Genomic DNA, 20,337 nt, shown 5'->3' with positions numbered 1-20,337 from the left:
TCTCCATCCTTGTTCGATGAAGCGATTCTAGGTTATCGTCTCGCGTAATGCAGTAGAGTCGCCGGGACAGTCTGACACCACCTAGTCCCGCACGAGAATTTATTCGAGAAGGGCGCGCTTATACGTCGTGCCGACGTGCGCTTCGCAGTGTAGCTGGTATATCGCAATGGCGATATTCCACTTCTCTGTCCAAGTCATTGGGCGCACTTCGGGCCGCAGCGCGGTCGGCGCAGCCGCCTATCGCGCGGGCGAGCGCCTGCACGACGACCGCCTCGACCGCGATCATGATTTCCGCGCCCGCTCCGGGGTTGAGCATAGCGAAATCATGTTGCCGGAGAATGCGCCCGAACGCTTCTCGGATCGCGAAGCATTGTGGAACGCGGTCGAGGCGGTCGAAGTGCGCAAGGACGCGCAGCTTGCACGCGAGGTCGAGTTCGCCATCCCCCGCGAGATGACCAAGGCGCAGGGCATCGAGCTTGCCCGCGACTTCGTGCAATCCGAATTTGTCGACTGCGGCATGATCGCCGACTTGGATGTCCATTGGGACATCGGCGCCGACGGCATGGCGAAACCCCACGCCCATGTCATGCTCACCATGCGCGAGGTCGGCGAAGACGGGTTCGGGGCGAAGGTGCGCGAGTGGAACGAACACGCGCATGTCGGCCAGTGGCGCGAACGCTGGGAGAGCCATGTCAACGCGCGGCTGGCCGAACTCGACATCGATGCGCGCATCGATCACCGGTCGCTGGAAGCGCAGGGCATCGCGCTCGAACCGCAAGACAAGATCGGCGGCCCCGCGCAGCGCATGGAGCGTGAGGGCCAGCTTGCCGACCGCGCCGAAATCCACCGCGAGATCGCGCGCGAGAACGGGACGCGCATCATCGCCAATCCCGGCATCGCGCTCGACGCCATCACCCACGGGCAGGCGACGTTCACGAGCCGCGACATGGCCATGTTCGCGCATCGGCACAGCGATGGGCGCGAACAGTTCGATGCTGTGCTCAGCGCGGTGCGGTCATCGCCCGACCTGATCGCGCTCGGCAAGGACGGACGCGGCGAGGATCGCTTTACCAGTCGCGAGATGATCGAGACCGAGCAGCGGTTGAGCCGCGCATCGGAATTGATGGCGGAGCGCGAGCGGCATCGCGTGTCGGAGACCGACCGGAAAGGCGCACTGGCACACGCGGCGGAGCGCGGCTTGGAACTGTCGGGCGAGCAGCGCGCGGCGTTCGACCATGTGACCGACAAGCACGGCCTGAGCGTCGTTGTCGGCTATGCCGGGACCGGCAAGAGCGCGATGCTCGGCGTCGCACGCGAGGCGTGGGAGGATGCTGGGTTCCGGGTGCGCGGTGCCGCACTGTCGGGCATCGCCGCCGAGGGTCTGGAGAATGGTTCGGGCATCGCGTCGCGCACGATCGCGAGCCTCGAACATGGCTGGTCGCAGGGACGCGACTTGCTCGGCCCACGCGATGTGCTCGTCATCGACGAGGCGGGCATGGTCGGCACGCAGCAGATGGAGCGCGTGTTGGGCCACGCCGCTGACGCAGGCGCCAAGGTCGTGCTGGTCGGCGATCCGCAGCAGTTGCAGGCGATCGAGGCGGGCGCGGCGTTCCGCGCGATCCACGAACGGCATGGCGGCGTCGAAATCACCGGAGTGCGCCGCCAGCATGAAGGCTGGCAGCAGGATGCGACCCGGCACCTTGCAACCGGGCGCACCGGCGAAGCGATCGGCGCCTACGCCGAGCGCGACATGGTTCATGCTGCCGAGACGCGCGAGGCGGCGCGTGGCGAACTGATCGAACGCTGGGATCGCGACCGGCGGGCGGCCCCAGATGCCAGCCGGATCATCCTCACCCACACCAATGCCGAGGTGCGTGAACTCAACGACACGGCACGCGAGCGGATGCAAGCGGCGGGCGAGCTGGGCAGCGATGTTCGCATCGAGACCGAACACGGTGATCGGGATTTTGCTTCCGGCGACCGCATCATGTTCCTGCGCAACGAGCGTAGCCTGGAGGTGAAGAACGGCACGCTCGGCACGGTCGAGCACGTCAGCGAAAGCAGCATGGTGGTGCGCACCGACGACGGGCGTTCGGTTGTGTTCGATATCAAAGACTATCGCGATCTCGATCATGGCTACGCCGCGACGATCCACAAGGCGCAGGGCATGACGGTGGACCGGGCGCATGTGCTGGCGACGCCGGGCATGGATCGCCACGGTGCCTATGTCGCGATGTCGCGTCACCGTAACGGGGTGGCGCTCCACTACGGCCGCGACGACTTCAAGGATCAGAGCAGGCTCGTCAGCACGCTATCGCGCGAGCGGCCCAAGGATATGGCGAGCGATTACGAGCGCTGCGATCCGGCGCGGGACTTCGCCGAGCGGCGCGGCATCAGCTTCCGCGAGCGGGTCGCCGAGATCGTCAAGGCCATCCCCGAGAAGGCGCGCGGGATCTTCGACAATTTCCGGCCCACGGCCGAACCGCCGCGCGAACGGGATATGTTCGCAAGCTTTCGGCCAGCGCCGCGACCACACGTACCGGAACGGAGCGACCAGCTCGCGCGCAGCCCGCAGCCCGCTTCCGCCAGCGGGTTGCGCGGCGCGGCGGAGCGCTACGCAAGGGCGCTCGACGCCGTGCGGCAGACTCGCGCACAGGGTCTCGACCCGATGCCACACCAGCGCGTCGCGCTGGATCGGGCGAAGGATACGCTCGACGCGATCCGGCCAAATGCTTCCACCGATCTTGGTGCCGCGTTCGAGCGCCAGCCGGAGCTTGTCCGCGAGGCGGCCGCAGGGCGCGGCCAAACCACGCTCCGGGCAATGCAGATTGAGGCCGAAATCCGCATCGACCCGTTCCAGCGCGCTGACCGCTTCGTCGAGGGCTGGCAGCAGTTGCAGCGTCAGCGGGAAGAGCTTGTGCGCGACGGGGATTCCCGGGGTGCGAAGCGCATATCCCAGCAAATGGCGGGCATGGCGAAAAGACTCGAACGAGACGCCCAGCTCGAATCGGTGCTGGGCGGGCGCAGCCGCGAGCTTGGGCTTGAGATCAGCCGCGACATGAGCCGCAGTCTATCGCGTGAGCTCGCGAACTCCATCCCCCTCGATCACGTCCGCGACCTTGGGCGCGGCATGGGCATCGGTCATTAGCCAGGAGAAGATGATATGGACGAACAAGGATTGCCGACGAACACGCCGGAGCCCCAACCCCGCGCGGAAACCGCAGCCGAAGCGTTCGCGCGGCTCGACGATCGAGTGGCGGAACTCGACGGACGCATCGCGCTCATGGTTCGCGCTGTCGAGCATATGGCGGCCGAGCGGTTGAACATCGAAATCCCCGACTATAACCCGACACTGGAAAAGGCGAACGCGCACCTCGCCGCGATCCACAAGCGGATGAAGGCAATTGAGGATGCGCCTGCGCTCGACATGACCCCGGAGGACATAGGCGCGCGCATTGCTGCAGCGGCGCACAAGGCCCGCGAAGCCGACCGGGCCAGCGTGCAGCAAGTCCGGCAGAGTCAGGCCGATGCCGTTCAGGCGTTGCATCAGATCATCGGCAACGCTCGCACGCGCGAGCAGCAGCGCGAGCATCTATGGTGGAGCATCGGCGGTGGCGCCCTTGCCGGGTGCCTGCTTTGGTCCGTTCTTCCCGGCATGATTGCTCGCGCCATGCCGGAGGACTGGCGTTGGCCTGAGCGCATCGCGCGACGCACGATTGGTGAGCCGAGCCTATGGGATGCCGGAAGCCGAATGATGCGCGCCGACAATCCCGAATCCTGGCGAGCCATCGTCGATGCCGCCGAAATGCGGCGTCAGAATCGAGAAGCCATTGACGCCTGTGAAAAAGGGGCTGCCAAGGCCAAGCGATCGGTGAAGTGCATTATCAAGGTCGAGGCGCGGCAGATGGTCCAGCCATAATAGCCGAGTTGGTGTTCGCTGCCTGCTCGTTCAGATATTGCCGCTGAACGGCATCCTTCTGCGTGGTGACAGCGAGCCAGATTGCCAGAAGGACGATTCCGACCTGAAAGCAGGTTGAGAGCTTTATCCGCATGGCTGTTCGCTGTGCCGCGCCCGCTGGTCAGGAGGCGGCCGCAGGGCCATAGAGCGCTGCAGCGAAGATGCAGGCCATTGCAGCGCCGATGAGGATGCTGCGCCGGTCCTTGATCGCGAAAGCGACCGGATCACCCTCGACCTGGCCGCGCCGCGCCATCATCCAGATGCGATTCATCCAGTAGATGAGCGGCAGGCAGAGCAGCCAAAGCAGTTCGGGATTGGCATAGTGGGCAGCGGTCGTGGGGTCATGAGCGAACAGGGCGAGTACCAGTATCGCAACCATTCCCGCCGATACCCCCGACATCATCACCACATCGATGTCGTCTCCGACATAGCCGCGACCGCTCAGCAGGCGATCCGGCTCGATCGCGTCGCGCATTTCGACATAGCGCTTGAGGTAAGCGAGACTGAGGAACAGGAAGACCGAAAAGAGCAGCAGCCAGAAGCTCAGGGATACCCCGATCGCGACGCCGCCGATCCACAGGCGAATGGTATAAAGCGACGCGAGGACGATGGCGTCGCCGACCATCACTGCCTTCAGCCGGAAGGAATAGGCGGTCGTGATCGCCATATAGGCAAGCAGCCAGAGCGTGAGCGCAGGCCCGCCGAGCAACCAGCCTCCGGTCAGGCCGATGCCGGCCAGCGCCAGAGACAAACCGAGCGCGGCAGGAATGGAAAGGTCGCCGTGGGCGAGCGGTCGCTTCCATTTGGTGCGGTGCGCGCGATCGGAATCCATGTCCAGCAGATCGTTGAGCAGATAGATGGACGAGGCGATCAGCGACATGAGCAGCGCGGCGACCACTGCCGTCAGCAGGACGGCCGGCTTGATGAACTGCCCGGACGTGAAGGCGGGTACGATCACAAGCGCATTTTTGGCCCATTGATGTGGTCGCATCGCCTTGATCGCCGATCGGGCAAAGCCGGCGCGGGTATCGCCGAGGCGCTCGACAGCCGATCGCGGCGGCACATAGCCGACCGACCAGCTTCGCCGCGCTTCGCGCCACAGGCAGGTATCGGCGCGACTGTCTCCGACATAATCGAACGGTGTGCCGGGACCGATGCGCTCGCGGATAGCGGTGAGTTTGGCACGACCCTTGAGGTTGGCGCGACCGCGTGTCGCGATGATCGGAGCCGAAAGCCCCAGATGATCGGCGATACGGCGAATATGCCGCCAGTGACTCGCGCTCGCCAATATGACGGGACGGCCAGCGGCCCTTGCAGTTTCGATCAGGCCCAGCACCTCCTGCCGATAGGGGAGCAGCGCAGGGTCGATGCGATCGTGCCGCGCCGCCATGGTCTTGGCGGCGGCGCGGCCTGCGGCAAGCCACAAAAGAAGAGCCGCGAGCGCGGCCATGCCGGATCGTGCAATCCGCACGAAGCTTTCGAGCGAAATGTCGGCTCGTGTCAGCGTGCCGTCAACGTCGACGAACAGCGGCACGGCTTCGCTGACGGTGGCGTCGCGCTCAAGCAGCATGTCGCACGGTCCGTCGCGTTGTTAACTGTTCGAGCCAGGCCGCGACCGGAATGGCGCCCATGACGATCAGCAGCGGGATCGCCGGGTCGCGGTAGCGCGTAATGATATAAGCGGCAGCGTGGATCAGCCAGAAACCGGCGATCATCGCGGCGAATATCCACCTGCCGTCGCTCGCGATCAGCCGCGAGCGGAAAGCCGCGAAGCCGAACAGAAGAATCAGCGCATATTGTATGACTTCGAACAACCGGATCGAAGCGACGGCCTTCGACGCGCTGAAATCCTCCGCATCCGGAAGGTTGGGTTGCCAGAAAAAGGCGAGTTTAAGCATCGCCAGTTCCGCCGCCCGACCTGGATTCTCGCCGATCCAGCGCAGCGCTTCGGCCTGCAGGCGATCGGCGTTGCCGACTTCGCCCAGACGCAGGCGTGTCACCTCCCAATCCCGTCCCATCGGCGTATCGGAGATGCTCACGAATTTGCCCGTCGCTGCGGGATTATTGCCGAGATAGAGGTTGAAGGCGGCGTTGGTAGTGAGGACCGGGCGACCCACCATCTGGTCCGTCGCGTAGAGCCACGGTGTCAGTATCAGTGCAGCGCCAGCGATGAAGCATAGCCCCCCGGCGAAAGCCGGTGCGAAATTGCCACGCACACGCCATAACATCAGCAGTGCGACGGCGACGCCGGCACAAAGCAGCAGTGCCGAGCCGCCCGTCACCAGCGCCCCCCCCCATAGCAGTCCCCCGACCAGCGCCGTCCCCATCGGGCGTTCGCCACGCGCGATACCGATCGCGCAGAGAGCAATGCCGAGCAGCAACGGCGTCGAGAGATTTTCCTTCGCCAGCATTGTCGCATTCCAGAGGCCGGGAAACCAGAGGGCGTAGACTGTGGCAGCGAGCAGGCCCGCCCCGCGATTGCGGGACAGTGCCAAGGCGAGCCTGTAGATGAGCCATGTGCTGACAGCGCAGAGCAGCATATTGACGGATAGCGCTACGCTAACCGAACTCCCCAGCACCATGAAGAAGGGGGCGAGCAGCAGCGGATAGCCTGCGCTGTAGAAGGCTTGCTGGCCATATATATCGAGCAGTTCCCCTCGCTCCGCCAGACCCTGCGCCATCGTGAAATAGGAGAGCGAATCGCTCTCAAGCGGCTGGTTCAAGACCCATACGCCCGCCAATCGCAGCGTGACGGCGAATATTGCGATCCCTGTGAGCAGCAGCCGGCAGGCGCTGTCCGAGAGGCGCGGCGCCTCAAAGCCATTGGCGATGGTCGTTCGAGTCACGCGATCCTCCCGAAATACGGCGCCATCTCAGGCCGAGCGCGCCACCAGCACGCAGCCGGTCGCGATCAGAAGAGTGCCGGCGATCCGGGCGAAGCTCAGGCTCTCGTTCAACCAGAAGGCGCCGGCGAGCATCGTCAGGATGAAACCCATGCCCACGAAGGGATAGGCGAACGACAAGGGCACACGGCCGAGAACGAACAGCCACAAGAGTGCGCCAACACCATAGAGACCGAGGCCGACGATTATCATCGGCGATTGTGCGAGGCTTCCCATTTCCCCACCGATCCCCGCCGATCGGGTGCCGATGGCGGCTGTCGTGCCGATCTTGAGCGCGAGTTGAGCGAGCGCCGACAGGCTCACGCTGGCGAGGATGAGAAGGAAGAGGCGCAAGGTCATCAACAAAATTCCGGTCAATCAGCAGTTTGCGTATAGCTGCACCCGTTCAAGATAAGGTTAAGACATGAGAAGAATTCGAACCGGCCTATCGGTGAGAAGGGCCGGTTCGAAATGAAGATTACGAGATCGCCGGGTTGTGCGCCGCCTGCAGATATTTGAACCAGGTCGTACCCGCCCCATTGGCGCCAAGTGCTTCCTCTTCGCTCTTCTTCTGGTTCCGCCAGGAGGTTGCCGTCGTTTCGGCTGTCGTCAGATCGCTGCCACTCTGGCCGAGATGTATCCGCAGAACCGATGGGCCGGCGATCAACTGATCCATCGCCTGTCCGTCGCGCGAATAACTGTTTCCGTCATAGTCGAACACGTCCCATGTCGCTGCATCGCCGTTTTGCGTTGCAATCGCGGCGTATGTTTGTGGGAGCGAGGCGACATTGCCGCTAGCGGCTATGATCGCACTCTCCTCCCACAGGTGGAACAGATAAGGTTCGCCGCCGCCGGGATTGGCACGAGGGGCGTCGTTGATGCGACCGACAACCCGTTTGCGATGCTGCGCGATCAGCCAGTCCAGCACAGCGCCGGCCTTGGTCGATGTCGATCGCACGGCTGCATTGAAACCGATCCGTTCGGCAATCCCCAAGGCGGTCTGCCAGTATCCGATATAAAAATCATGCTGCGCGAGGACTGTTCCGTCGCGCCAGCCGCACACGCCGAAGCGGTCCGCCCCGGCATAGACAACGAGATTCTCATCGATATTGCCAGCAGTCATGACGTTGGACGGCGGATTGTCGAAACCCGGTGTCGCCGTTTTGTGAGTATCGCTGAACGTCTCGAAATCCTGAACGACATAGGACAGGATATCATCGCGCGAGTAGAGCCGATCCGATGTTCGCGAGGCGGTCTTCCACACCAACGCGCAATGGAGGAATTGCCAGGCCGCGCCGCGTTCCGCAAAATCCGATGCACTGCCGAACCCGCTCGCGAGTATCCAGTTTTCATAGAGGCGGCCCTGGTCGCTGAGCTTATGGCCAATAAAGGCGAACTCAGGCGTCTTCCACAGCAACGAGCCCCAATGCGGGAACTGGTGCGCGTGGGGCAGATCGATTTCGTTAGTGCCGAAATAGGGCTTGCGAATCGCGGTGCCACCGTAGGGCACTTTCGCCGTCCACGGACTATAGCTGTCGGCCATCTCATAGGGACGGCCACCGTGGAGATACCATGACCGGTCGGCAGGCCGCGAGGCGTCACCGTAGCCGTAATAGTGATTGCGAAGGCCGATGTCGCGATTGGCGTTGGCACCCTTGAACAGCGGGACGCAGCGGCCGCCCTCGAAGGCATGGTAGGGATCGCTGACATAGGCAGTCACATAGTCAATCGCGATCGTCGCCCAAGGCTTCGCATCATGAGGCCGAGTCGCAGTGATGTCATACATATACTGACCGACTGGCTCGGCGAATGCGGCGCGATCGTCACGGACTCCGCCCGGTCCCGTGATCGGCGAACGGCCACACTGATTGAATGGCGTGTATTGGAGCCAGATCGAAGCGACGGCTGCGAGCGAGCTGAAATTGTAGAGCGAGCCCTTCCACGGGTCCAAGGTGACGCCGACAAGCGGCGTCAGTGTTTCATAGTTGGTCGGATCATAGGGCATGACCCGCGTGTTTCCGAATCCGTTCGAGCTATCGCCGCCCCAGAGCCGCCCGTCGAAGCCGTTGTTCGAATAATGCGTGTGCGACGCATAGCCGATCGTTACGTCATAACGCGGGAGATTGGTGTTGATGAAGGTCTGGTCATAGGATGGCGGCGTTTCCGACCGCCAGATCACGCCCGCACGCACCGTTCCGCGCGGATACCATTTGTCCGTGCTGTTGGTGATCGCAACGCCATAGCCGTCATAGCTGCCTTCGAATATACCCGGAATATCCGTTCCGTTGAGCGGGCCGCCATCGGGGCGTTCGACCGTGGCGATGACGTTGCTGTCCTTGTCCTCGATCCGCCACTTGTGCGGCACCATATAGCTTTCCTTGCCGCTGGAATCTCCAAACGGATTGGCGGGCATGGTGGCCGTGGTCCAGTCGTAGCCGAATTGGAATTGCACATAGTTGCCGATGCGGATCGCCTCGCAATAATAGGCGATGTCGGAAATGACCGGAACGGCACCCTGGGGCAGACACTCCATCCAGCGCGGTTGGTTCGCGCGCAGTGTCTCATCCTCGAATTGGCAATTCTGCCGCGCGGGCTTGGTCATCACCAGCACATTGGAATGATCGACAGGCGATCCCGTCGACCAGTCTTCCAATATCGCTCGATAGCCAACGCCGGCAGGCACGTCGATCGGCCCGATAATGACGCTGACTGTCGAGGCGGCTCCGCCGCCCGACGGTGCGTAGGACACGACCTTTGCAGGTTGCGGGGTCGAAACGCTCAGTGCATCGACATAGATCTGTTCCAGGTCTGTCGCGCTGATCGTTCCCGAGGATACCGGCGTGAACGACTCCACGTTGGCCAGCACCTCCAGTTTGACCGAGATTTCCTGGACCTGCAGGTTGACGGAATTGGTGGTGTTGCCGAGCGAGGCGTTGCATTCCAACACCGCTTCCGGCGTGATCTTCGGCTTGAACCCGACCGCTTGCGGGGAGCCGAAGGCAACGCCCCCGCGCAGGAAAGTGATCGTGCCTCCTGCGCCATTTGGGTCATCATCATAGCGGACAGCGATGTCCTCGTCTGCCGTACTGGAGAGGCCGGTGTCGCTGTAGAAAACGGCCCTCTGCCCTTCACGCTCAAGGATGACCTTCACCTGGCCGGGCTGCCAATAGCCGTAAAGGGAAAATTCAGCGTGCGAATAGTGGTAAAGCGATACCAATGGCGCTTCGGCCTGCGGCACGATACCTTTGAACCCCACCGTGATAGACTGCGGTGCTTGGGTGGTGTCAGGGTCTGACGTGGTTGGCAGGGAAATCCCGATCGCGTCTGCCGACAAATAGGTGCCGGCCGGAAGGTTAAGGCGCCCGCTCGAATAGTTCGCGCCCGTTCCCACGATCGCGAGATCGTTGGCCGTGACGCCGCCATTGGCCTGCGCTGGCGCATAGGAAGCCGCGAGAGCGGTGATGGTGTAGGTTGAGCTTTCCGTTTCCGGTGTAGGCGTGACGTCCCGCTTCACGAGCGACAGACCCGATGGCACCGTCAGGTCATAGTTGCCGCTTGCTCCCGCCATGTCGAGGCCAAGCGGAAAGCGGGTGCCGGGATCGCCATAAACGGTGAGATCAGTCGGATCGGGCGGCGCAGGCTGACTCGATTCGGTTACGCTGACCGAGATTTGCTTGGCCTTCTGCAACGCCGAGTTGGACGTATTGCCGAGCGAGGCATTGCATTCAAGATCAGTGTCGGGCGTGATCCTCACCTTGAACGCGATATGGTTGCGGCGGGCCGAAGGCCTCTCCGTCACGCAAGAAGGTGATCGTGCCGCCCGCGCCATCGGGATCATCATCCCAGCGCACGCCGACCGTTTCCTCGTTGGTCATCGACAAGCCGCCAATGCTGTCGAGATAGGTGTCCGTTCCGCTGCGCTCGATGCGCACGCGAAGCTTGCCGGGATCCCAATGCGCTGTCAGCTCAAATCGCGCTTCCGCCCACTCGAACATCGAAACGAGCGGAGATTCTGCGGCAGGAAGGATGCCAACCCATGTCAGGGTCATCGCGGCTGGGGTTTGCGTCAGCGCAGGATCGCTGTCCGTGGGCAGCGTTATCCCCAATGCACCCGCATCCAGATAGCAATCGGCCGGGAGATTGAGATATCCGCCACTGTAGCTTGCACCCGATCCGTTTATCGCCAGACTCTGCGTCGTCGCGCCGCCGTTGGTCTGCGTCGGCGCAAACGGCCCTGTCGCATTCCCAAAATCATAAGTTGAGATGACAGGATCGGACATTGGCTTTCTCTTCGTGACAGCAGGTGGCTGGGAAATTAAATGTATACGAATGATTCGCAACAAGATATCCCTGCAATATTAAAGAATTGCGTCCATTGTGGTTCTGTCCGAGTTTATTATAGGCGCATGGATGGGAAGCGTGTGTAACGCGGTCCCATAGAATCAGGGCGGATGGAGCCGCCGAGCGATGGCGAGCGCCTGAACGGGCATTCGTCCCATAAAGGTTCGACGTTGCCACCTAAGTCCCACGCGAAATGTGGGAACGTATGTGGGCTCGATCTTTTCGGAATGCCCTTTTATCATGCAAAATCAGCGGGATAAAAGGGTTGACTGGTGCCCAGAAGAGGACTCGAACCTCCACGGGGTTGCCCCCGCCAGCACCTGAAGCTGGTGCGTCTACCAATTCCGCCATCTGGGCACGCAACGGTAGGGCGCGGCCTCTAGGGGAAGGGGCGGGGGGTTGTCAATCACTTGTTGCAACGAAAAGTCAGTGCTTGCCGTTTGAGCCGTGAACAGGCATTTGCGGTTGCGCCAGCTAGGGATGATCGGACCATGAAAAACAAGCTTGTGACGCTTTTCGGCGGCGGTGGATTTGTCGGGCGCTATGTCACTCAGGCGCTGCTCGAAGCCGGTGCACGCGTGCGCATTGCCGAGCGCGATCCGCGCGATGCGTGGTTTTTGCGACCGCTTGGCGGTTTGGGCCAGACCCAGTTCATGGCCGCCGACATCACGAAGCCGGAAACCGTTGCGCGCGCGGTTGAAGGTGCGGACTGCGTCGTCAATCTGGTCGGCATCCTGAGCGGCGATTTTGAAAAGCTGCACGTCGAAGGCGCCGCCAATGTGGCAAAGGCTGCGGCCGATGCGGGCGTTTCCGCGCTGGTGCATATGTCGGCGATCGGTGCCGATCCCGAATCGCCTTCCGCCTACGGCCGGTCGAAGGCGCAAGGCGAAGAAGCGGTGCGTGCGGCCTTCCCGACGGCGACCATCGTGCGTCCGTCGATCATTTTCGGGCGTGAGGACGATTTCATCAACCGCTTTGCGCGGATGATCGCCGGTGCGCCCGTTATTCCCGTGCTGCGTTCGGAAGTGCGGTTCCAGCCGGTCTATGTCGTCGATGTCGCCGATGCGATCGTCGCGGCGCTGGGCAATCCCGGCGAATTTGGCGGCAAGACATTCGAACTGGGCGGCCCCGATGTGCTGACCATGGGTGAGCTGATTCGCTGGATCGCCAAAACGATCGGCCGCGATCGCGCAATTACCGACATTCCGGATTCGCTTGGCGCATTGCTGGCGGCCTTGCCCGGCACGCCCATTACCGGCGATCAGTGGCGGATGTTGCAGCTCGACAATGTGGTCAGCAAGGATATGCCGGGCATTGCGGCGCTGGGAATTACGCCTACCCCGCTTGCGACCGTAGCACCCGGATGGCTGGTGCTGTATCGCAAACATGGCCGCTTCGGATTGAAGAGCGCCGCCTGATTCCTTTATCGGTTGCCGCCGGACCCCCATTCCAGTCTTCCCACCTTCATCCGGGGAATTGCCATGCCGTTGCTGCTTACCGCCATCCTGCTTGGCATCGTCGAGGGGCTGACCGAGTTCCTGCCGGTGTCGTCGACCGGCCACCTGATCCTTGCCAGTGAGATTTTCGGCTATCAGGCAGATCAATGGGCGGCGTTCAATATCATTATCCAGCTCGGCGCCATTCTGGCCGTGGTCGTGCTGTACTGGCGTACCTTCTGGGCGGTGGCGCAGGGAATGCTGAAAGGCGAAAAGATTTCCTGGCGATTCGCGATGAACATCCTCATCGCTTTCATGCCCGCGGCGATTATCGGGCTGGCGTTGCACAGCTATATCGAGGTTTTGCTGGGGGCTCCGGAGGTGGTTGCGGTGGCACTGGTGCTGGGTGGGATTGCCATTCTGGTGCTGGAACGGATCATCAAGGATCATGATGTTGTCGGTGTTGCGGAAATTCCAGCCGGCCGGGCGGTCGCAATCGGCTTCATCCAGTGCCTGGCGATGATTCCCGGCGTCAGCCGCTCAGGGGCGTCGATCATGGGCGCACTGGCACTGGGCGTCGAGCGGCGCACGGCGGCTGAATTCAGTTTCTTCCTCGCCATCCCCACCATGCTCGGTGCAACGACCGTTGAGATGTGGAAGAACAAGACCGCGCTCGCGACGTCGCAGGTCGGCTGGGGCCTGATCGCGGTCGGATTTGTCGTGTCGTTCATCGTCGCACTGGTGGTGATCCGCTGGTTCGTCGGGATCGTCAGCCGCCACGGCTTTCAGCCCTTTGCATGGTATCGGATCATCTTCGGCAGCCTGGCGCTGATCTGGCTGCTGGCACGATAGGACCGAAACGGCCATTAATTTTATTATAAACTGCCAGTATGAAGCGAATTTCGAGCGAATAACAGAATTAATAGGTCATCATTGCTGTCATAAATGGCGGTTTCCGCGTGACTCTGCGGGAATTTTGCCGTATCGGGCGCACGACACTCATGCGAGGGGATGTTCGTGGCCGATAATCCGATGCTGAAATTCGTGGGAACGGGGCAGTCTTATCCGCCCAAGCGGGAACCAGATTCCCGCCGCACCGACTTTCAGGAAATTGCGGAACGCTACGCCGTTACCGGCGCCGAGGAGCAGGCATCGCGCTGCTCGCAATGCGGCGTGCCCTATTGTTCGGTCCATTGCCCGTTGCACAACCATATTCCCGACTGGTTGCGGCTGACTGCCGAAGGGCGGCTGCGGGAGGCCTATCAGCTCTCCAACATGACCTCGACCATGCCCGAAATCTGCGGTCGTATCTGTCCGCAGGATCGGCTGTGCGAGGGTAATTGCGTGATCGAATTTTCCGGCCATGGCGCGGTGACGATCGGTTCGGTCGAGAAATTCATCACCGACACCGCCTGGGAAAAAGGCTGGGTGGAACCGCTGGTGCCGGGGCCGGAGCGCGGCCAGTCGGTCGGCGTGATCGGCGCAGGCCCGGCCGGGCTGGCAGCGGCGGAATATATGCGCCGCTACGGCTATAGCGTGCATGTCTATGACCGGCATGATCGCGCCGGGGGCCTGCTGACCTATGGAATTCCCGGCTTCAAGCTGGAAAAGGAAGTGGTGATGCGCCGCGTCCAGCGGCTCAAGGACGGCGGGATCGTCTTTCATGAAGGGTTCGAGGTCGGACACGACGCAACGCTCGACGAACTGCGCGACCGCCATGATGCGCTGCTGATCGCCACGGGGGTGTACAAGCCGCGCGCGATCAAGGCGCCGGGGGTCGGCGCTGAAGGGGTGGTCGAATCGCTCGATTTTCTGACCGCTTCGAATCGCAAGGGGTTCGGCGACACCGTGCCCGCGTTCGAGAACGGCAGCCTGAATGCATCCGGCAAGCATGTCGTGGTCGTCGGCGGCGGCGATACCGCGATGGACTGCGTGCGCACCGCCGTGCGTCAGGGCGCGAAGTCGGTAAAGTGCCTCTATCGCCGCGATCGCGACAATATGCCGGGTTCACAACGCGAAGTCGCCAATGCCGAGGAGGAAGGCGTCGAATTCGTCTGGCTGTCGGCACCGCAATCGTTCGAAGCGACAGGCGAGGGGGCGGGAACCGTGTCGGCGGTGCGTGCCAGTAGGATGCGGCTGGGAACCCCCGACGCCAGCGGTCGCCGCGCCCCGGAAGTCGATCCGGGCAAGGATTTCACGGTCGACGCCGATCTGGTCATCAAGGCGCTGGGTTTCGATGCCGAAGACCTGCCGACGCTGTTCGGTTCGTCCGATCTGGGCGTCACCCGCTGGGGCACGTTGCGCGTCGATCATTCGACGCTGATGACCAGCCTCGACGGCGTGTTCGCCGCCGGCGACATTGTGCGCGGGGCGAGCCTGGTCGTGTGGGCAATCCGCGACGGGCGCGACGTGGCCGAACATATGCACGGCTGGCTGAAGCAAAAGGCGAAGACGGGAAGGAAAGCGGCATGATTGCTCTGGGATATGCGCTTTCCGTGGCGGTGATAGCTCCGCAGGCGCAGGCGGCTACACAAACGGCCCCGACGGCGAAGGCGGAGGGTGCGGATGCCACCCCTGCCGCTGCGCCGGTGGATCCGGCCCGGCTGGCGGCTGCACGGCCGGTTGTCGATCAGATATGGCCGTTGGGCACCTATGCGCGGATCATGCACGCAACGATGAACACCATCATCAAAAGCAGCCTCGCATCCATGTATGACATCAAGCCGTCTGACATCGATCCCGATGCGGAGAAGAAGGCCGGGGATGACAAGAGTATCGGTGAACTGGCCACCGACAAGGATCCGGCGTTCAAGAAACGAATGGATATCACCATGAAGGTGATGTTCGATGAGATGGCCAAGCTGATGACAGAGATAGAGCCGCAGGTGCGTGTGGCTTTGGCCCATGCCTATGCCCGTAAATTCAGCGTTGCCCAGCTTGACGATCTGCATCGATTCTTCGCGACGCCCACAGGGGCTGTCTATGCTCACGATTCCATGACGATGATGATGGGCCCGGACATGATGCAGGCGATGAAATCCTTCACGCCCAGACTGATCAAGCAAATGCCCGAAATTATGAAAAAGGTCGAAGCGGCGACCAAGGATCTGCCGCCCCCGGCCAAGGAAACCAAGCAATGAACGAATCCGAACGCGAACGCCTTGCCCGTGAGGGCATGTACCGTCCCGAGTTTGAATCGGATGCCTGTGGCGTCGGGCTGGTAGCGGCCACCGACGGCAAGCCTTCGCGCCGGGTCGTGCAGTCGGCGATCGACGCCCTGCGCGCGGTGTGGCACCGCGGCGCGGTGGATGCCGATGGCAAGACCGGCGACGGGGCGGGGATTCATGTCGACCTGCCGCATCGGTTCTTCGACGACGCCATCGACAAGTCGGGCCATACGGTGCTGCCCAACCGCCTGGCGGTCGGCATGGTCTTTCTGCCGCGCACCGACCTGAATGCGCAGGAAACCTGCCGCACCATCGTCGAAAGCGAGCTGATCGACGCGGGCTATACCATTTACGGCTGGCGGCAGGTGCCGGTCGATGTCTCGGTCATCGGCCAGAAGGCACAGGCGACGCGCCCCGAAATCGAACAGATCATGATCGCCGGCCCGATGCCGGAGGATATGGACGCCGCCGAGTTCGAAAAGGAACTCTACCTCGTCCGCCGTCGGATCGAACGGCAGGTGATCGCGGCCCAGATTCACGGCTTCTACATTTGCAGCCTGTCGTGCCGTTCGATCATCTACAAGGGACTGTTCCTCGCCGAAAGCCTGTCGGACTTCTATCCCGACCTGACCGATGCGCGTTTCGAAAGCCGGGTGGCGATTTTCCATCAGCGCTATTCGACCAACACCTTCCCGCAATGGTGGCTGGCCCAGCCGTTCCGCTGCCTTGCCCATAATGGGGAGGTCAATACGATCCGCGGCAACAAGAACTGGATGCTCAGCCACGAGATCAAGATGGCGAGCCTGGCGTTCGGCGAGCATTCGGAGGATATCAAGCCGGTCATTCCGGCCGGCGCCAGCGATACCGCCGCGCTGGATGCCGTGTTCGAGGCGATTTGCCGCTCCGGCAAGGACGCGCCCTCGACCAAGCTGATGCTGGTGCCCGAAGCATGGGGCTCCAACACCGATATGCCGCCCGAACATCTGGCGATGTATCAGTATATGGCGAGCGTCATGGAGCCGTGGGACGGCCCCGCCGCGCTGGCGATGACCGATGGCCGCTGGGCGGTGGCGGGCATGGACCGCAACGCGCTGCGTCCGCTGCGCTATACCTGCACCAATGACGGGCTGCTGATCGTCGGATCGGAAGCGGGCATGGTCGTGGTGCCGGAGAGCGCGGTGCGCGAAAAGGGGCGGCTCGGCCCCGGCCAGATGATCGCCGTCGACCTTGACGAGGGCGTTGTCTTCCATGATCGCGAGCTGAAGGACCGTATCGCGGGCGAGCGCGATTACGCCGCGATGATCGGCAGCTTCCTGACCGTCGAAGATCTGCCGCCTGCGCCCTCCTATGCCACGGTGCGGTTCGATCGCGCCGAATTGTCGCGTCGTCAGGTCGCGGCGGGGCAGACGCTGGAGGATATGGAGCTGATCCTCGCGCCGATGGTGGAAACCGCCAAGGAAGCGATCGGGTCGATGGGCGACGATACGCCGCTTGCGGTGATTTCGGACAAGCCGCGCCTGATCAGCCAGTTCTTCCGCCAGAATTTCTCTCAGGTGACGAACCCGCCGATCGATCCCTTGCGCGAACGCCATGTCATGTCGCTCAAGACGCGATTCGGCAATCTGGGCAATATCCTGCAATCCGAAGCACGATCGGGCAAAGTGCTGGTGCTCGATTCCCCCGTGCTGACCGGGGCCGAATGGACCCGGCTCAAGGCGCATTTCGAGGGGCAGGCTGCGGAAATCGACTGTACGTTCGAAACCGGCGGCGGCGCAGAATCGCTGCGCAGCGCAATCCGGCGCATCCGTGCGCAGGCGGAGCAGGCCGTGCGCGAGGGGCGTTCGGAACTGTTCCTGACCGACGAACATATCGGCAGTGACCGGGTGGCGATTCCCGGCGTGCTGAGCGCGGCTGCGGTGCACACGCATCTCGTGCGCAAGGGGCTGCGTTCCTATTCCTCGGTCAATGTGCGCACTGCCGAATGTCTGGACACGCATTATTATGCGGTGCTGATCGGCGTCGGCGCGACCACGGTGAACGCCTATCTGGCCGAAGCGGCGATTTTCGACCGGCATGAGCGCGGGCTGTTCGGTGACTTCAGTCTCGACACATGTCTGGAACGGCATCGCACCGCGATCAACGAAGGACTGCTCAAGATCCTGTCGAAAATGGGCATCGCGGTTATTTCCAGCTATCGTGGCGGCTATAATTTCGAAGCGGTGGGGTTGAGCCGCGCGCTGGTCAACGATCTGTTCCCCGGCATGCCGGCAAAGATTTCGGGCGAAGGCTATGCCTCGCTCTACGTCAATGCCAGCGACCGGCACGATCTGGCCTTCGATCAGGCGGTGGCGACGCTGCCCATCGGCGGATTCTATCGCCAGCGCGACGGCGGCGAAGCACATGCCTATTCCGCGCAATTGATGCACCTGTTGCAGACCGCGGTCGGCACCGACAGCTATTCCAGCTATCTGCAATATTCGCGAGGGGTACGCGATCTGCCGCCCATCTATCTGCGCGACCTGATGGAATTCAACTATCCGGACGAGGGCGTACCGATCGATCAGGTCGAGGCGATCACTGCGATCCGAAAGCGCTTCGTCACGCCGGGCATGAGTCTGGGCGCGCTGTCGCCGGAAGCGCATGAGACGCTGGCGATCGCGATGAACCGCATCGGCGCCAAAGCGGTGTCGGGCGAGGGTGGCGAGGACAAATCGCGCTACACCCCCTATGAAAATGGCGACAACGCCAATTCCGTCATCAAGCAGGTGGCCTCCGGCCGGTTCGGCGTGACGGCGGAATATCTCAACGCCTGTGAAGAGATCGAGATCAAGGTCGCGCAGGGTGCCAAGCCCGGTGAGGGCGGCCAGTTGCCCGGTTTCAAGGTGACGGAGTTCATCGCCAGGCTGCGCCATGCCACGCCCGGCGTGACGCTGATTTCGCCGCCGCCGCATCACGACATCTATTCGATCGAGGATCTGGCGCAGCTCATCTATGACCTGAAGCAGATCAACCCGAAGGCGCGGGTGTGCGTAAAGCTGGTGAGTTCGGCCGGGATCGGCACGGTTGCGGCGGGTGTCGCCAAGGCGCATGCCGATGTTATCCTGGTCGCGGGCAATACCGGCGGCACCGGAGCCAGCCCACAGACCAGCATCAAATATGCCGGGACGCCGTGGGAAATGGGACTGTCGGAGGTCAATCAGACGCTGACGCTCAACAGCCTGCGCGGTCGTGTGAAACTGCGCACCGATGGCGGGCTGAAGACCGGACGCGACATTGTGATCGCCGCCATTCTGGGCGCGGAGGAGTTCGGCATCGGCACGCTGTCGCTGGTGGCCATGGGCTGCATCATGGTGCGGCAATGCCATTCGAACACCTGTCCGGTGGGCGTGTGCGTGCAGGATGAGCGGCTGCGCGCCAAATTCACCGGCACGCCGGAGAAGGTCATCAACCTGATGACCTTCATTGCCGAGGAAGTGCGTGAGATTCTCGCACGGCTTGGCGTCCGCAGTCTCGACGAGGTGGTCGGCCGCACCGAATTGCTGCGTCAGGTCAGCCGCGGGGCTGAACATCTCGACGATCTCGACCTCAACCCGATCCTTGCCAAGGTCGATGCGGATGAAAGCCAGCGGCGTTTCTCGCTCAGTACCTTCCGCAATGAGGTACCCGACAGCCTGGATGCGCAAATGATACAGGATGCGGCCGCGGTGTTCAGTCGCGGGGAAAAGATGCAGCTCACCTATTCGGTGCGCAACACGCATCGCGCGGTCGGCACGCGCCTGTCGAGCGAGATCACCCGGCGCTTCGGGATGCGCAAGCTGGCCGACGACCATGTCCATATCCGCCTGCGCGGATCGGCGGGGCAGTCGCTGGGCGCGTTCCTGTGCAAGGGGATCACGCTGGAGGTGTTCGGCGATTCGAACGACTATGTCGGCAAGGGATTGTCGGGCGGCACGATCATCGTGCGGCCGATGGTGTCCTCTCCGCTGGTCAGTCAGGACAATACGATCGTCGGCAATACCGTGTTATATGGTGCGACGGCGGGCAGGCTGTTCGCGGCGGGACAGGCGGGCGAACGCTTCGCGGTGCGCAATTCGGGTGCCGAAGTGGTGGTCGAAGGCTGCGGCGCCAATGGCTGCGAATATATGACCGGCGGCACGGCAGTCGTACTGGGGCCTGTGGGGGCGAATTTCGGTGCGGGCATGACCGGCGGCATGGCGTTCGTCTATGACGCCGACGATAGTTTCGACCGGCGCGCCAATGGCGACAATATCGTCTGGCGCAGGCTGTCGTCCCGGCATTGGGAAGCGGTGTTGCGCAATCTGGTCGAAGCGCATTGGCGCGCGACCGACAGCAAATGGTCGGGCGAGCTGCTGGAGGACTGGGACCGGATTCGCGACCGGTTCTGGCAGGTCGTGCCGAAGGAAATGCTGGGCCGTCTTTCGCATCCGCTTGACGATGCGGAAGAAATGGTAGCGGCAGAGTGAATGGGGCCTGACCCTATAACGCGCTCCGGGGGCGGCAAGCCGCTTCCCCCGGAGTCGCACGCGCGCTAA

The 20,337-nt window shown here is 62.6% G+C and carries 12 protein-coding genes and 1 tRNA gene; 7 read left to right on the top strand and 6 right to left on the bottom strand.

The window, feature by feature from the left end:
* Positions 1 to 166 precede the first annotated feature (166 nt).
* Positions 167 to 3,148: a Ti-type conjugative transfer relaxase TraA gene (traA, locus tag FHR23_RS06670; protein ID WP_184002065.1), complete on the top strand. Its 2,982-nt coding sequence runs from the start codon at positions 167 to 169 to the stop codon at positions 3,146 to 3,148.
* A 15-nt stretch (positions 3,149 to 3,163) separates the two neighbouring features.
* Complete coding sequence (locus tag FHR23_RS06665; RefSeq protein WP_184002064.1) at positions 3,164 to 3,919, top strand: DUF6118 family protein; 756 nt, start codon at positions 3,164 to 3,166, stop codon at positions 3,917 to 3,919.
* Positions 3,920 to 4,079: 160 nt separating this feature from the next.
* Here FHR23_RS06665 and FHR23_RS06660 read toward each other — a convergent pair whose 3' ends face one another.
* The 6 genes from FHR23_RS06660 to FHR23_RS06635 form a co-directional block, all read right to left on the bottom strand.
* A complete protein-coding gene (locus FHR23_RS06660; RefSeq protein ID WP_184002063.1) occupies positions 4,080 to 5,528 on the bottom strand; it encodes a UbiA family prenyltransferase in 1,449 nt (482 codons plus the stop codon).
* Positions 5,518 to 6,804 carry an ArnT family glycosyltransferase gene (locus tag FHR23_RS06655; protein ID WP_184002062.1) on the bottom strand — a complete coding sequence of 429 codons (1,287 nt, stop codon included), beginning with the start codon at positions 6,802 to 6,804 and terminating at the stop codon, positions 5,518 to 5,520. The genes FHR23_RS06660 and FHR23_RS06655 overlap by 11 nt, the downstream gene beginning before the upstream one ends.
* A gap of 27 nt (positions 6,805 to 6,831) precedes the next feature.
* Positions 6,832 to 7,200 (bottom strand): DMT family transporter, encoded by a 369-nt coding sequence (locus FHR23_RS06650; protein WP_184002061.1) that lies wholly within the window; start codon positions 7,198 to 7,200, stop codon positions 6,832 to 6,834.
* Positions 7,201 to 7,318: 118 nt separating this feature from the next.
* Positions 7,319 to 10,594: a hypothetical protein gene (locus FHR23_RS06645; RefSeq protein ID WP_184002060.1), complete on the bottom strand. Its 3,276-nt coding sequence runs from the start codon at positions 10,592 to 10,594 to the stop codon at positions 7,319 to 7,321.
* Positions 10,572 to 11,180, bottom strand: a complete 609-nt coding sequence (locus tag FHR23_RS06640; protein ID WP_184002059.1) for a hypothetical protein — start codon at positions 11,178 to 11,180, stop codon at positions 10,572 to 10,574. The genes FHR23_RS06645 and FHR23_RS06640 overlap by 23 nt, the downstream gene beginning before the upstream one ends.
* Before the next feature lie 271 nt (positions 11,181 to 11,451).
* Positions 11,452 to 11,538 (bottom strand) — tRNA-Leu (locus FHR23_RS06635).
* 134 nt (positions 11,539 to 11,672) lie between these two features.
* Here FHR23_RS06635 and FHR23_RS06630 point away from each other — a divergent pair.
* The 5 genes from FHR23_RS06630 to gltB all read left to right on the top strand — a co-directional run bounded on the left by FHR23_RS06630 (position 11,673) and on the right by gltB (position 20,268).
* A complete protein-coding gene (locus FHR23_RS06630) occupies positions 11,673 to 12,599 on the top strand; it encodes a complex I NDUFA9 subunit family protein (protein ID WP_184002058.1) in 927 nt (308 codons plus the stop codon).
* Positions 12,600 to 12,662: 63 nt separating this feature from the next.
* Complete coding sequence (locus FHR23_RS06625; RefSeq protein ID WP_184002057.1) at positions 12,663 to 13,469, top strand: undecaprenyl-diphosphate phosphatase; 807 nt, start codon at positions 12,663 to 12,665, stop codon at positions 13,467 to 13,469.
* A gap of 165 nt (positions 13,470 to 13,634) precedes the next feature.
* Positions 13,635 to 15,089, top strand: a complete 1,455-nt coding sequence (locus tag FHR23_RS06620) for an FAD-dependent oxidoreductase (RefSeq protein WP_184002056.1) — start codon at positions 13,635 to 13,637, stop codon at positions 15,087 to 15,089.
* Positions 15,086 to 15,757 (top strand): DUF2059 domain-containing protein, encoded by a 672-nt coding sequence (locus tag FHR23_RS06615; RefSeq protein WP_184002055.1) that lies wholly within the window; start codon positions 15,086 to 15,088, stop codon positions 15,755 to 15,757. Before FHR23_RS06620 ends, FHR23_RS06615 begins: the two co-directional genes overlap by 4 nt.
* A complete protein-coding gene (gene gltB / locus FHR23_RS06610; RefSeq protein ID WP_184002054.1) occupies positions 15,754 to 20,268 on the top strand; it encodes a glutamate synthase large subunit in 4,515 nt (1,504 codons plus the stop codon). The genes FHR23_RS06615 and gltB overlap by 4 nt, the downstream gene beginning before the upstream one ends.
* Positions 20,269 to 20,337 lie beyond the last annotated feature (69 nt).

It is taken from the genome of Stakelama sediminis, from assembly GCF_014199335.1.
Taxonomy (GTDB): Bacteria; Pseudomonadota; Alphaproteobacteria; order Sphingomonadales; family Sphingomonadaceae; genus Sphingomonas; species Sphingomonas sediminis.
The sequence above is the reverse complement of the archived record's forward strand: the minus strand, read 5'-3'. Positions and strand labels throughout refer to the sequence as shown.